Source organism: Streptomyces sp. NPDC058291 (assembly GCF_042880855.1).
GTDB lineage: Bacteria > Actinomycetota > Actinomycetes > Streptomycetales > Streptomycetaceae > Streptomyces.
The window spans coordinates 27,524-40,722 of sequence record NZ_JBHVYK010000056.1; the positions used below are offsets into that span (position 1 = coordinate 27,524).

Here is a 13,199-nt window from a genome sequence, read left to right on the forward strand (position 1 = left end):
TCCGGCCTCTCAGCCCTCCGCCAGCAACTCGTCCGCGTCCATGATCCGGTAGGCGTAACCCTGTTCCGCCAGGAACCGCTGGCGGTGCGCCGCGAAGTCCTGGTCGAGGGTGTCGCGCGCCACCACCGAGTAGAAGTGGGCCTGGTGGCCGTCCGCCTTGGGACGCAGGACCCGCCCCAGGCGCTGCGCCTCCTCCTGGCGGGAGCCGAACGTGCCGGACACCTGGATGGCGACCGTCGCCTCCGGCAGGTCGATCGAGAAGTTCGCGACCTTCGACACCACCAGCACGCTGATCTCGCCCTCCCGGAACGCGTCGAAGAGCTTCTCGCGCTGCGCGTTGGACGTCTCGCCCTTGATCACGGGAGCGTTCAGGTGCTCGCCCAGCTCGTCGAGCTGATCGATGTACTGACCGATGACCAGGATCTGCTGCCCGCTGAAGCGCCGGACGATCGCCTCCGTCACCTTCCGCTTCGTCGCCGTCGTCGCGCAGAAGCGGTACTTCTCCTCCGCCTCGGCGGTCGCGTACGCCAGCCGCTCGGAATCGGTCAGGTTCACCCGGACCTCCACGCAGTCCGCGGGAGCGATGTAACCCTGCGCCTCGATCTCCTTCCACGGAGCGTCGAACCGCTTCGGCCCGATCAGCGAGAACACGTCGGACTCCCGCCCGTCCTCACGGACCAGGGTCGCCGTCAGACCCAGCCGCCGGCGCGCCTGCAGGTCCGCCGTGAACTTGAAGACCGGCGCCGGCAGCAGATGCACCTCGTCGTACAGGATCAGACCCCAGTCCCGGGAGTCGAACAGCTCCAGGTGCGGATAGACGCCCTTGCGGCGGGTCGTCAGCACCTGGTACGTCGCGATCGTGACGGGCCGGATCTCCTTGCGCGTCCCGCTGTACTCGCCGATCTCCTCCTCGGTCAGCGACGTCCGCTTGACCAGCTCGTGCTTCCACTGCCGGGCGGACACCGTGTTCGTCACGAGGATCAGCGTCGTCGACTTCGCCTGCGCCATGGCGCCCGCGCCCACCAGCGTCTTCCCGGCCCCGCACGGCAGGACCACGACCCCGCTCCCGCCGTGCCAGAAGTTCTCCACCGCCTGCTTCTGGTACGGCCGCAGCGCCCAGCCGTTCTCGTCCAGCTCGATCTCGTGCGCCTCGCCGTCGACGTACCCCGCGAGGTCCTCGGCCGGCCAGCCCAGCTTCAGCAGCGTCTGCTTGATCTGGCCGCGCTCGGACGGATGCACCACGACCGTGTCCGGGTCGATCCGGGCCCCGACCAGCGGAGCGACCCGCTTGGAGCGCAGGATCTCCTCCAGCACCGGACGGTCCGTGGTGGTCAGCACCAGCCCGTGCGCCGGATGCTTGCTCAGCGTCAGCCGGCCGTAACGGTCCATCGTCTCGGCGATGTCCACCAGCAGCGCGTGCGGCACCGGGTAGCGGCTGTACTGCACCAGCGCGTCCACCACCTGCTCGGCGTCGTGCCCGGCCGCCCGCGCGTTCCACAGGCCCAGCGGCGTCAGCCGGTAGGTGTGGATGTGCTCCGGCGCACGCTCCAGCTCCGCGAACGGCGCGATGGCCCGACGGCAGGCGTCCGCCTGCTCGTGGTCGACCTCCAGGAGCAGAGTCTTGTCCGACTGCACGATCAGCGGTCCGTTCACGTACGCCATCCCTTCCGCACGGCCAAACCTCCAGTGTGCCGTACGACGCGGCTGAGCGACGGGCCGCGGCCTGCCCGGGACCGCCACGGGCCCCCTCCCCGCCGGGCAACCCTGCACGCCCTCCGGGTGTCTCACCGCACGAGCAGCGCGAGGCACGCGACGCGGCGAGGAGTTCACGGTATGTCGGTCCTGTCGTTCCGCAGAGGCGCGGTCGGCGTCGGAGCAGCGGCGGTGCTGGCGGTCACGGGCACCTGGGTGCTGTGGCCGGCCCACGTCGACCAGGGACTGTGGGCCGAGGTGCGGCCCGTCATCGAGGCCCGGATCGCGGCGGAGGCGCGGGGCGACGGCCCCGCCGGCGCCGCGCCCGCCCGCGACCCGCGCTGGTTCTGCCGCGCGGAGGCGCTCGAACTGGAGGAACACGCGGGCGCGGTGCGGGCCGGCGTCAAGGCGCTGTGCGTCGAGTACGGCGTGCGCGACGACAGCCTCGTCGAGTGCGCCGCCGGCCAGTACCCGCAGGTGGTGCGGCTGGAACGGGACCACACGGCCGACGGCGGCTACCGCGTCGTCGGCCGGGAGGAGCCGCCGGACGGCGCGGAGTACGCGCGCTGGACCGAGTCCCACTTCGGTGTCCTCACCCGGTCATCCCTCCAGGACCCGATGTCCCCCGCCGAACTGGAGACCGAGGCCCGCGCCCACTTCGGCCTCCCCGCGGACGCCTCCGTGGGGGAGTGCTGAGCACGCCGGCCGCCGTCAGTCGTCGGCCAGCCCACTTCGGCCTCCCCGCGGACGCCTCGGTGGGGAGTGCTGAGCACGCCGGCCGCCGTCAGTCGTCGGCCAGCTCCGCCACCCCCGTGATCCGGTGCAGCGGGTACGTGCGCACCTCGTCCGCCGTGTGGTCGTACGCCGTCACGAAGCCGCCCTCCACCCGCACCGGCGCGATGACCCGCTGGCTCGCCGCCCCCTCGGCGTTGACGTAACCGATCCACAGCGCCTCCCCGGTCAGGACGGCCGCCTGCATGGTGGCCAGCGTCTCGGCGGAACTGGTGCGGGGCAGTTGACCGGGGCCGAGCGGGGCCGCGTCCTCGGCCGGCTTGCGCGGGGCCGTGGCGGCCAGGTCGCCGGCCCGGATCGCGCGGATCGCCGCCGCGAGAAGGGTGCCGTCGGGCACCGGCGGACCGTCCGGCACCGGCTCGGGAGCCGTCCGGGGCGGGGTGCGGTGGGCGTGCGCACGGGTGATCAGGACATCGCCCTCGGCGGACTCCGCCGCGGGCGCGAAACCCATCGCCCGCAGCCCGTCCAGCAGGGCCGCCGGATCGGCCTGGGCCGCGAGCACCGTGGGCGCCAGCCGGCGCAGCCGCAGGGCGCCGGCCCGCTTGTCGGCGAGGATCTCGTTCAGGACCGACTCGTCGTCGCAGCGCACATACGCCGAAGCCGCGCCCACCCGCAGATGGCCGTGGCGCCGCGCCACGTCGTCGATCAGGTACGTCAGCGGCTGCGGCACCGGCGTACGGGAGTGCTCGGCGAGAAAGGCGTGCAGGTCGGAAGCGCTGCGGCCGGCGTCCAGCGCCCGGCGCACCGAGCCCGGCGTGAAACGGTAGACCGTGGCGCCGCCCTTGGACTCGACGTCCGCCAGCACGCCCAGCACCTCGGCCAGCGGACGCCGCAACGGCCCCGGGGCCACCGCCGTCAGATCCGCCTGGAGCAGCACGTGGTCCAGCGGCTCGGGCAGCAGCGGGGCCAGCAGCCGGGCGGCGGCCGCGGCGGCCACGGCCTGCTCCGGGGGCGACAGAGGCGTCCCGACGGCGGGGACGGCGCCACGGTGGTGGGCCGGCAGCTTGTCGCCCGGACCGGCCGGCGCCGGGTCGGCCGCCGACGGTCTCGCGACCGCCGTCGTCTTCACCGCCGCGCCCGCCCCCAGCAGCGCCCGGCCGTGCGCCGACAACGCGCCCCGGCCGGTCACGCCCAGCAGCTCGGCCTCGGTCAGCGTCCAGCGGGCGAGCCGCGAACGCAGATCCTCGTCCGCGGGGAAACCGGGCGAGCCGTAGGAGCCGTACGAGCCCTGAACGGCGTGCGCACCCTGTGCACCGTGAGCGCCCTGAGCCGCCTGGGAGCCCTGCGAGCCCTGCGAGCCGGCCGCGCCCTGCGCCCCGCGCAACGGACGCTCCCAGCGCAACCGGGCCAGCACCGCCTCCACGTCAGGCACGGCCCCCTCCGGCAACCCGGCCAGCAGCGCCAGCACCCGGCGCCGCACCTCCGGCGCCACCGACCGGTCCAGACCCGGCCCCAGCGCCGACAACGCCCGCTCCTTCAGATCCCGGCCGCCGACCACCCCCGACGTCCGGGTCGCCGTCAGCCACGCCTCGGCCAGCCGCGCCCACCGCTCGGCCGGCGGCCGCTCCAGCCACGCGTCGTACTCAGGGGTCGCCGCGTACCGCTCGTCCGCCTCACCGTCCGACGCCAGCAGACCCGCCGCGTACGCCAGCTCCACCCAGAACGCGGCCACCGGCTCGGACACGTCCAGCGCGACCGCCGTCCGCTTGAGATCGCGCAGGCTCAGCCCACCGGCCCGCAGCACCGCCGGACCGCCCTCGTCCCACTCCTTCAGCAGCTCCTCGACCGTCGTCAGCGCCGTGTACGCCTGCCCGGCCGCCGTCGCGTCCACCACCTCGGGACGATGCGTCACGAGCGGCTGCACGGCGGGCGGCGTCGGCTCCGTGACCCGGTGCGCGCGCCCCGCCCGCAGATGCAGAGCCACCTCGCGCGGCAGGACGACCGTCCCCGGCGCCGTCGGCAGCAGCAGCCCCCGGTCGAGCAGCCACCGCAGATGCGCCGCCGGTTCGGCCGTCACCTGCCCGTACGGCGGCCCCCACACCAGCCGCTCCAGCACGTCGACGGCACCGGCGGGCGCCTTGGCCAGCAGCGCGGCCATCTTCCGACGACGCGAGAACAGAGCGGTGAGCGCCGAGACGGCGGACACCGAGTCGTGCGTGGACGGCAGCCCGGCGTTCGCCACGAACTCCTGGATCCGGCCCGGCGACATGCCCGCCGTCGCCTCCCGCACGCTCGGCCCGAGCCCCGTCGGCGACGGATGCTGCGCGGACGGCGCGAGCAGCTCGCGCGCGGTCCGCACCAGCCGCAGCCGGTCGTCCGCGCCCCACACCAGCGCCTGTTCGCGCAGAGCGGCCAACGCACCGGGGAGCGCGGCGACCACGGCGGGATCACGCGCGTCGCCCGCCATCAGAGCGAGCAGTTCCTCCCAGGTCGCCGGATCGCCGGCCACGGCCAGCGACTCCGCCGTCTGCAGGGCGAACCGGTCGAGCCGCTCCAGCGCGCGCACCACGGAGGCACGCGTGCCGGCCCGGGTGGCGAGCTGGGTGAGGTCCGTGGGGACCGGCGTGATCAGGTCGGGGCGGGCGCGCAGCAGCGCGGCCAGGGAAGCGTCGTCCCGGGCGCGGAGCGCTTCCGCCAGGGACCGGGGGGCCTGTTGGTCCGCGGTGCTCATCTTGCCCACGGTAGCGGTAGACGTCCCCCCGGACCGCGCCCCCGGGGCCCCCACAGCCCCGCCGACCGCCCCTGCCGGGCCAGGACGGGCCAGGGCGGCCGCAGGATGCGCATCGGTCCGCGCGCGACGAGTACCCGGCGCGCGCGGGCGGAAGCGGTAGCTTCTTCCCGTGGGGATCGAGAGCGACCAAGTCGTCTACGAGTATCTGAGCCGCGTCGGCGACGTCGCGCAGCAGCGGCAGTTGTCGTCGGCCACCCGGATGCGGCTCGTCTCCGAGCTGCGGGACGAGATCGACCGGCGCCGGGCCAAGGCCGCCGTCGACTCTCCCGCCGCCGTCCGCCGCATCATCGACCGCCTCGGCAGCCCCGACGACATCGTCGCCGCCGCGGCCGGTACCGGCCCCGCCGAGCCCCGGCCGCCGACGCCCGCCGTGCCCGTCCAGCGCGACCGGGAGGAGACCCCGCGGCCGCCGAAGGGCGTCCGGCGCGTCGTGCCGCGCCCCCGCACCGGCGCGCCGCCCCCCGCCGCCCCCTCCGACGCGCCGTCGCCGCCGCACCGCGCCCCCGCCCACGAACTGGGCGACAGCCGGGCGGCCCCCGACTGGTGGCTGCACGAGCCGACCCCGTTCGGCCCCGGCGAGGATGTGCACGGGTTCGTCGGCGGCATCGAGATCCCGGACCTGCTCAAGCCCCCGCCGCGCGACGACCCGGAGAAGGAGGCCGCCGAGCAGAAGGCGGCGGAGAAGAAGGCGGCCGGGACGGCCGCCGACGGCGACGGCACGGCCGACGAGGGCGCCGCCCGCCCGCGCCGCCGCCGGCTCCTCTTCCTCCGGGCGCCCGGCGCACCGGCCCGGCGCTGGAGCAATCCCCTCCTGCTGGTCGCCGCCGGCTGCCTGGTCGTCGGCGCCGTGCTCGGCAACTGGTTCGGCCTGCTCCTGGGCTGGCTGATCGCCTACGCCTCGCGCCGCCTGACCGACCGTGAGACGAAACTCGCGGTCGTGTGGCTGCCCGGGCTCGCGCTCACCGCCGGGCTCGTCTGGCTGTGGGGACGCTCCGCGGGCCGCTGGGGCGAGCCCATCGCCGAGGGCCACATGAGTGAGGCGGTCGCCGCGACCTGGCCGTGGGTCATCCGGGGCGCGGCCGTGGCCTCGGCGCTGTTCCTGGCCTGGCGGTCGCAGCGGCAGAGGTGACGGCGCCGCCGGACGGACGCCCCGACCGGCGACAATGGCCCCCATGACCGCCACTTCCGCCCTCACCGTCGGCTTCGACCTCGACATGACCCTCATCGACTCCCGGCCCGGCATCCGCGCCTGCTGGCAGGAGCTGTCCGCGCGGACCGGGACGTACGTCGACGCCGACCTGGTGGTGACACGGCTGGGCCCGCCGCTGACGGAGGAGATGGCGAACTGGTTCCCGCCGCGGGAGATAGCGGCCATGGCGGCCCTCTACCGCGAGATCTACCCGCAGTTCGCCGTCGCCGGCACCCTCGCGATGCCCGGCGCCCACGACGCCGTCGAGGCGGTCCGGGCGGCCGGCGGGCGGGCGATCGTCGTCACCGCGAAGTGGGAGCCGAACGCGAGGCTGCACATCGAACACCTGGGGCTGCGGCCCGCCGCGGTGATCGGCGACCTGTGGGCGGCGCAGAAGGCGCAGGCCCTGCGCGAGCACGGCGCGTCCGTCTACGTCGGCGACCACGTCGGGGACGTGCGCGGCGCCCGGGCCGCCGGGGCGTTCTCGGTGGCCGTGGCCACCGGCCCGTGCAGCGCCGCGGAGCTGACCGAGGCCGGCGCGGACGTCGTCCTCGACGATCTGACGCGGTTCGGGGAGTGGTTCGCGGCCTACGAGGGCCGGCCCCCGGCCCGCGCCTGACGCCGGCCCGCGGCCACCGACCGCAGCACCCCCGCGCCCGCGACCAGGAAGCCGACGCCCATCAGCATGCTCAGTCCGAACATGTACGTCGGGAAGGGGCGGGTGCCGAGCAGCAGTGGGGCGACCGTGACGAGTGTGGCCACGGCGCCGACGAAGAAGACGACGGCCCCGGCCCGGATCAGTCGGTCACCGGCGGCGGCGGAATTCGTTGGGGTTTTCTCACGCACCCGACCAGGGTAGTTCCCAGCCCTGAGGAACAACCGGGGGACGCCGGGGAGACGCCCCCTGCGTGGGGAAGCTTGACCGGCTCGGCCGTTCAACCAAGGACGTACTGAGGATTTCTGAGGATCTGCGCTCCCGTGGAATCGCGCTCCGCGTCCTCACTGGGACTCTCGCCATCCTCACTGGGACTCTCGCCGGTAGTCACTCCCCGAAGGGGTAAGGGAAGTTCTTTTCCACCATGACGGTTGCCTTCGGCGAGCTTGAGCGAGACATGATCGTAGAACGCGCATCCGGTAGCCCCTCACACTTCCTGCGCCACTGTGAGCCTCTGCCGACACCGGCGGAGGCTCAGCCGTGTTTCCAGGCGTGATTAAGCCTGTGTGTCGCTGGGGAGAGCCCCGGTAGGCTGTCTCAACGGCAGTTCCAGGGTGTCCGGTGTCAGTCCGGCAGCTATCGAGGGAGCGTGTGCTTTGCCGACTGGCAAGGTCAAGTGGTTCAACAGTGAGAAGGGCTTCGGCTTTCTCTCCCGCGACGACGGCGGTGACGTCTTCGTGCATTCCTCGGTCCTGCCCGCCGGAGTCGAGGCACTGAAGCCGGGCCAGCGAGTGGAGTTCGGCGTCGTCGCCGGGCAGCGCGGCGACCAGGCGCTCTCCGTCGTCCTTCTCGACCCGACCCCGTCGGTCGCCGCGGCGCAGCGCAGGAAGCCCGACGAACTGGCCTCCATCGTCCAGGACCTGACCACCCTCCTCGAGAACATCACCCCGATGCTGGAGAAGGGCCGTTACCCGGAGAAGACCTCCGGCAAGAAGATCGCCGGGCTGCTGCGCGCGGTCGCCGACCAGCTGGACGTCTGAGCTGGACGCCCGAGCCGGGCGTCGGCGACCGGTCACGCGGCCGGTCAGGGGAAGTCGAGCGCACCGGGGCCGAGGGGCGGCAGCAGTCCCTCGGCCGCGGCCCGGGTGAGCAGACCGCGGACCGCCGCCCGGCCGTCCTCGCCCAGGTCCGCGGTGAACTCGTTGACGTACAGGCCGATGTGCTGGTCGGCGACGGACGGGTCCATCTCCTGGGCGTGTTCCATCACGTAGGGGCGGGAGACCTCGGGGTCGTCCCAGGCGGCCCGCATGGAGGCGCGGATCGCGTCGGCCAGGCGGGTCAGCGCGGCCGTCCCCAGCGAGCGCTTGGCGATGATCGCGCCGAGCGGGATCGGCAGGCCGGTCGTGGACTCCCAGTGTTCGCCCATGTCGGCGAGTTTGTGCAGTCCGTAGTTCCGGTAGGTGAAGCGGGCCTCGTGGATGACCAGTCCGGCGTCGACCTTGCCGTCCCGCACCGCCGGCATGATCTCGTGGAAGGGCATGACGACGATCTCGCCGACGCCTCCGGGGACCGTGTCCGCCGCCCACAGGCGGAACAGCAGATAGGCCGTGGAGCGCTCGCTCGGCACGGCGACCGTGCGGCCGGTGAGGTCGGCGCCCGGCTCGCCGGTGAGGACCAGCGGTCCGCAGCCCCGGCCCAGCGCGCCCCCGCAGGGCAGCAGCGTGTAGGCGTCGAGGACGTAGGGCAGCACGGCGTACGACACCTTCAGCACGTCGAGCTCGCCGCGCTCGGCCATGCCGTTGGTGAGGTCGATGTCCGCGAACGTCACGTCGAGCGCGGGCGCGCCCGGCACCCGGCCGTGGGCGAGGGCGTCGAAGACGAAGGTGTCGTTGGGGCAGGGGGAGTACGCGATCCGCAGGGCCGGCTCACTCGTGGTCATGTGGGTTCCAACTCTCCAGGACGGGTGCGAGCTTCCCGAAGGCCTCGGTGAGCGCGCCGAGCGCCTCGCCGATGCGCCAGGCGGCGCGGTCGCGCGGGCCGACGGGGTTGGAGACCGCGCGGATCTCCAGCACGGCCGTGCCGTGCGCGGCGGCCGCTTCGGCCACCCCGAAGCCCTCCATGGCCTCGGCCAGGGCGCGGGGGTGACGGGCGCGCAGGGCGGCGGCCCGGGGGGCGGTGCCGGTGACCGTGGAGACCGTCAGGACGGTGCCGACGGCGGCCCCGGTGGCGGCCGCGGCCGCCCGCACGAGGGACGCGGGCGGGACATGGGTGACCTGGCCGAAGCCCAGTTCGGTGACCGGCAGGAAGCCGTCGGCGGTCTCCGCGCCCAGGTCGGCGGCGGTGATGCGGTCGGCGACGACGAGGGAGCCGACGGGCGCCCCGGGCGGGAAGCCGCCCGCGATGCCGGCCGAGAGGACCAGGTCGTAGGGGGCGTCCTCGTACCGTGCGGCGGTCAGGGCGGCGGAGACGGACGCGGCGGCGAGCGCGGGGCCCACCCCGGCGGCGAGCAGGTCGCAGGTCCCGCCGGGGCCGTGCAGCCGGTGCAGGACCACGCCGGGCAGGTGCGTCTCGCGGCCGGGCCCGGGGAACGCCCGTGCCACCGCGTCCCGCTCGGCGGGGACCGCGGTGGCCACGAGGAGGCGTGTGCGGGACGTGGTCAGTCGTCCTTCTTGAGCTTGAAGGACCACAGGCCGGTCGCCGCCTGGCTCTGCTTCTTGCCGTCGCCGGCCTTGATGGTGACGAGGGTGGAGTTGCCCTGGGCGCCGTACTGCGCGTTGAAGAACACGCTGCCCGGGATCGTCCGGTAGGTCTTGTCGCTGTCCTCGGTGAGCGGCTGACCGTTCATCAGGATGGTCCAGCGCTTGTCGGCCACGTCAGGGTCGACGCCGAAGCGGACGGTCTCGTCCGGGTCGACGCTGATGGACTTGATGTCCTTGTCCCCGAGGCACTTGGTCAGCTCGGCGGCCCGCAGGGTCTTGCCCTCGCCACCGCAGGTGGCCTGGGAGCTGACCGAGTCGCGACCGACGGTGATCGTGGACAGGGGGGTCGGCTTGTCGCAGGCGGACAGGACGAGCAGTCCGGCACAAACGGCGCCGGCGGCGGCGACGGCGCGGCGGCGTCGCACAGCGCCGAGGACATCAGCGGCTCCGCCGCGGGGCATCGTGGTCATGGCGGAAGGCTATCGGGCACGTCGGGTGGTCTCTTTACGCGGGGGGCGGCGCGGCTGTGTGTTAGGCCACGCGGGGCTTCGCGCCGCTGCCGTGCCGTACGGAGGAGAGCAGTCCGCGGACGGTGGTCAGCCAGCCCAGCGCGACGACCACGGCGGCCACCGACAGGCCCAGCGCGCCGTTGAGCGGCATGACGATGCCGACGGCGCCGCCGAACACCCAGCACACCTGCAGGAGCGTCTCCGAGCGGGCGAACGCGGAGGTGCGCACGAGTTCCGGCACGTCCCGCTGGATGAGCGCGTCCAGGGACAGCTTGGCGAGGGCCTGGGAGAAGCCGGCGACGGCGGCCAGACAGGCCACGAGGAACGCGCCGAAGAAGACGGCGGCGACGAGCACCGCGCCGAGCACGACGGCGACGACCGTCACGATGATCAGTTCGGGGGCCTTGGAGCGCAGCCAGGCCCCGACCGCCGTCCCGAGGGCGTTGCCGACGCCCGCGGAGACGGCGACCATGCCCAGCGACACGGCCGCGCTCTGGCCGGTGAGCGGGTGCTCGCGCAGCAGGAACGCGAGGAAGAAGGTCAGGAAGCCGGAGAGCCAGCGCAGGGCCGCGTTGGCGCCGAGGGCATGGGTGACGGCGATGCCGACCGTGCGCAGGCCGGGGCGCTTGACGGGATGGCGGTGGGGGCCGTGCAGGTGCTGTTCGTCGGCGGCGAGCAGGGCCACGTCCTCGCCTTTGGCCGAGTCGACCTTGCGGGGCAGGGAGAAGGACAGGAAGGTCCCGGCGACGAAGATCAGAAAGGCGCCGTAGAGGGGGTAGCGCGGGCCGAGGGCCTGCAGTCCGGCGCCGACCGGCGCGGCGACGCCGGTGGCGAGCAGTCCGCCGAGGGTGACCCGTGAGTTGGCCTTGACCAGGGAGAACCCGGGCGGCAGCAGCCGGGGCACGACGGCGCTTCTGACGACTCCGTAGGCCTTGGAGGAGACCAGCACGCCCAGCGCCGCCGGGTACAGCTCGAGGCTGCCGGTGGCGACGGCCCCGGACAGCACCAGCGCGAGCAGGGCCCGGGCGAACATCGCCCCGGCCATGGCGGCGCGCCGGCCGTGCGGGAGCCGGTCGAGCAGGGGGCCGATCACGGGGGCGAGGACGGTGAAGGGCGCCATGGTGATGGCGAGGTAGAGCGCGACGCGGCCGCGGGCCTCGTCGGTGGGCACGGAGAAGAAGACGGTGGAGGCGAGCGCGACGGTGATCATGACGTCGCCGGCGCCGTTCACGCCGTGCAGTTCGATCAGCTTGCCGAGGCCGGACTCGCCGGCGCCGTGCGCGTGCGTGACCTTCCTGATGCCGCGGGCGGTGCCGGTGAACGGGGAGCGCAGGGCACGGCCGACCGCGCGGACGGACCCGCTCATCCGGCCCGAACCGCTCACCCGGCTCCTCCCCTTGTTCCCCTTCGTCGCACCGATCCCGGTGGCGCCCTGGGGTGTCCTTGCGGCTGCCACCCCGTCATAGTGCCCCGGAAACGCCGTGCATAGTGCGGTTGCCGCGCGTATGGCCGCGTGATCGTCGGCGGGCCGGGCCGGTTCGGCAACGGTTGGGACGCGATTGTGCGGCGGCCCCGACGCGGTGGACACGGGCCCGCGGGCCCGTGGTGAGGCGGTTCCACGGCTGTTCCGCCGCTCCGGCGGGGCCGTCGCCGGCGGGGTCGCGACGGGGGCGGGAGGCTTTCGGGGGGAGGGAAACGTCCCGTCGGTGTAGGCCGAGCGTCCGGGAGCAGGTAGCGTGCGTAGCGCGCCGTGGCGATCGTTCTCGGCCGCGCGCCTCCCGGCCATCCCGCAGAATGGATGACAGCAGGTGCGCCCGAGCGCGATCGGGCGCGGACGTCGACGCGGTCCAGTGGTCCGCTCCGTCCGCACCCGCCGCCTTCAGGCAGGCGCACCGAGAGACGGCGTAGGAGAGAAGCGATACCTGTGAGCGCAGCGACCACGCGAAGCCGCACCCCCGACCGCCTGTGCGCCGAGGCCGTCGACCTCGCACGCTCCGCAGCCGAGGAGGCAGCCGCCCCCGGCGTGGTGGGCGAGCACGTAGGCCTCGTCTCCGAGGGTGACCGGGTGGTCACCCATTACTTCGAGTGCAAGGAACCGGGCTACCGGGGCTGGCGCTGGGCGGCGACGGTGGCGCGGGCGTCCCGCGCCAAGATCGTCACCCTGGACGAGGTGGTCATGCTGCCCGGCCCGGACGCGGTGCTGGCCCCGGAGTGGGTTCCGTGGAGCGAGCGGCTGCGCCCCGGCGACATGGGTCCGGGGGACCTCCTGCCCACGGACGCGGAGGATCTGCGTCTGGAGCCCGGTTACACCGGCGAGGATGATCCGCGTCTGCAGCCGGGGTATTTCGACGCGGACGAGCCGACGCCGAACTCGCCCCTCTCCGAGGAGATGGCCGAGCTGGTGGAGGCGGAGGACGCGGAGGTCACTGCGGCTCCGCCGGCGGCGCTGCCCGCGGCTCCGCGCCGGGGCACGATCGCGGCCGTCGCGGAGGAACTGGGGCTGCGCCGGGCCCGGGTGCTGTCCCGCTACGGCCTGCACACCGCCGCCGACCGCTGGGAAGAGGGCTTCGGCGCCAAGACGCCCATGGCGCAGGCGGCCCCAGCCTCCTGTGTGAGCTGCGGCTTCCTCACCCGCATCGGCGGTTCGCTGGGCCAGGCCTTCGGCGTGTGCGCCAACGAGTTCTCCCCGGCCGACGGCCGCGTGGTCTCCCTGGCCTACGGCTGCGGCGGTCACTCGGAGGCGGCGGTCATGCCCACGCCGCCGCGGCCGGCCCCGCCGGTGGTCGACGAGACCCGGGTCGATCCGTTCCCGCTGCGTCCGGCGCCGGATTCGGGCTCGGTGCCGGTCGTCTCCGACGAGGACACGGCGGAGCTGGGTCACTCCTAGGGCCTGGCCGCGACCCTCCGGTGCGTCGCGGCTCCGGGGCGCGAC

At 74.2% G+C, this 13,199-nt stretch carries 12 protein-coding genes and 1 pseudogene; 6 read left to right on the forward strand and 7 right to left on the reverse strand.

Annotated elements, in window-relative coordinates; translation table 11 throughout:
• Positions 1-9 precede the first annotated feature (9 nt).
• Complete coding sequence (locus ACFVYK_RS25440) at positions 10-1,653, reverse strand: DNA repair helicase XPB (RefSeq protein WP_389777980.1); 1,644 nt, start codon at positions 1,651-1,653, stop codon at positions 10-12.
• A gap of 180 nt (positions 1,654-1,833) precedes the next feature.
• Between ACFVYK_RS25440 and ACFVYK_RS25445 the strand changes: the two genes are divergently transcribed.
• Positions 1,834-2,388, forward strand: coding sequence for a hypothetical protein (locus ACFVYK_RS25445; protein WP_389777982.1), 555 nt, complete (start codon positions 1,834-1,836; stop codon positions 2,386-2,388).
• Between the two features lie 88 nt (positions 2,389-2,476).
• Here ACFVYK_RS25445 and ACFVYK_RS25450 read toward each other — a convergent pair whose 3' ends face one another.
• Positions 2,477-5,155, reverse strand: a complete 2,679-nt coding sequence (locus tag ACFVYK_RS25450) for a helicase-associated domain-containing protein (RefSeq protein ID WP_389777983.1) — start codon at positions 5,153-5,155, stop codon at positions 2,477-2,479.
• 169 nt (positions 5,156-5,324) lie between these two features.
• Between ACFVYK_RS25450 and ACFVYK_RS25455 the strand changes: the two genes are divergently transcribed.
• Positions 5,325-6,344 (forward strand): hypothetical protein, encoded by a 1,020-nt coding sequence (locus ACFVYK_RS25455; RefSeq protein WP_389777985.1) that lies wholly within the window; start codon positions 5,325-5,327, stop codon positions 6,342-6,344.
• A gap of 34 nt (positions 6,345-6,378) precedes the next feature.
• The gene (locus ACFVYK_RS25460) at positions 6,379-7,023 is read left to right on the forward strand and encodes an HAD family hydrolase (protein WP_389777986.1); all 645 of its coding nucleotides are present in this window, start codon (positions 6,379-6,381) and stop codon (positions 7,021-7,023) included.
• On the opposite strand, the gene ACFVYK_RS25465 is transcribed toward ACFVYK_RS25460, so the two are convergent.
• Positions 6,993-7,250 carry a hypothetical protein gene (locus ACFVYK_RS25465; protein ID WP_389777988.1) on the reverse strand — a complete coding sequence of 86 codons (258 nt, stop codon included), beginning with the start codon at positions 7,248-7,250 and terminating at the stop codon, positions 6,993-6,995. The genes ACFVYK_RS25460 and ACFVYK_RS25465 overlap by 31 nt on opposite strands.
• A 56-nt stretch (positions 7,251-7,306) precedes the next feature.
• Here ACFVYK_RS25465 and ACFVYK_RS25470 point away from each other — a divergent pair.
• Together ACFVYK_RS25470 and ACFVYK_RS25475 are read left to right on the forward strand one after the other, a co-directional pair.
• Positions 7,307-7,465: pseudogene (locus ACFVYK_RS25470) on the forward strand (recombinase family protein); the annotation flags it as partial.
• Positions 7,466-7,715: 250 nt separating this feature from the next.
• Complete coding sequence (locus ACFVYK_RS25475) at positions 7,716-8,099, forward strand: cold-shock protein (RefSeq protein WP_010985338.1); 384 nt, start codon at positions 7,716-7,718, stop codon at positions 8,097-8,099.
• 44 nt (positions 8,100-8,143) lie between these two features.
• On the opposite strand, the gene ACFVYK_RS25480 is transcribed toward ACFVYK_RS25475, so the two are convergent.
• From ACFVYK_RS25480 to ACFVYK_RS25495, 4 genes are all read right to left on the reverse strand, one after another.
• Positions 8,144-8,998 (reverse strand): 1,4-dihydroxy-6-naphthoate synthase, encoded by an 855-nt coding sequence (locus tag ACFVYK_RS25480; RefSeq protein ID WP_389777990.1) that lies wholly within the window; start codon positions 8,996-8,998, stop codon positions 8,144-8,146.
• A complete protein-coding gene (locus tag ACFVYK_RS25485) occupies positions 8,985-9,692 on the reverse strand; it encodes a futalosine hydrolase (protein ID WP_389777991.1) in 708 nt (235 codons plus the stop codon). The genes ACFVYK_RS25480 and ACFVYK_RS25485 overlap by 14 nt, the downstream gene beginning before the upstream one ends.
• A 23-nt stretch (positions 9,693-9,715) precedes the next feature.
• Positions 9,716-10,228 (reverse strand): DUF2771 domain-containing protein, encoded by a 513-nt coding sequence (locus ACFVYK_RS25490; RefSeq protein ID WP_389777993.1) that lies wholly within the window; start codon positions 10,226-10,228, stop codon positions 9,716-9,718.
• Positions 10,229-10,289: 61 nt separating this feature from the next.
• Positions 10,290-11,723 (reverse strand): MFS transporter, encoded by a 1,434-nt coding sequence (locus ACFVYK_RS25495; protein WP_389777995.1) that lies wholly within the window; start codon positions 11,721-11,723, stop codon positions 10,290-10,292.
• A gap of 468 nt (positions 11,724-12,191) precedes the next feature.
• Between ACFVYK_RS25495 and ACFVYK_RS25500 the strand changes: the two genes are divergently transcribed.
• Positions 12,192-13,154 carry a DUF3027 domain-containing protein gene (locus ACFVYK_RS25500; protein ID WP_389777997.1) on the forward strand — a complete coding sequence of 321 codons (963 nt, stop codon included), beginning with the start codon at positions 12,192-12,194 and terminating at the stop codon, positions 13,152-13,154.
• The last annotated feature ends 45 nt before the right edge of the window (positions 13,155-13,199 follow it).

What these genes read in the sequence shown, in the direction of transcription:
- ACFVYK_RS25445 (WP_389777982.1), top strand. Translation starts at nt 1,834, where the DNA reads ATGTCGGTCCTGTCGTTCCGCAGAGGCGCGGTCGGCGTCGGAGCAGCG.
- ACFVYK_RS25480 (WP_389777990.1), bottom strand. Translation starts at nt 8,998, where the DNA reads ATGACCACGAGTGAGCCGGCCCTGCGGATCGCGTACTCCCCCTGCCCC.
- ACFVYK_RS25450 (WP_389777983.1), bottom strand. Translation starts at nt 5,155, where the DNA reads ATGAGCACCGCGGACCAACAGGCCCCCCGGTCCCTGGCGGAAGCGCTC.
- ACFVYK_RS25460 (WP_389777986.1), top strand. Translation starts at nt 6,379, where the DNA reads ATGGCCCCCATGACCGCCACTTCCGCCCTCACCGTCGGCTTCGACCTC.
- ACFVYK_RS25490 (WP_389777993.1), bottom strand. Translation starts at nt 10,228, where the DNA reads ATGACCACGATGCCCCGCGGCGGAGCCGCTGATGTCCTCGGCGCTGTG.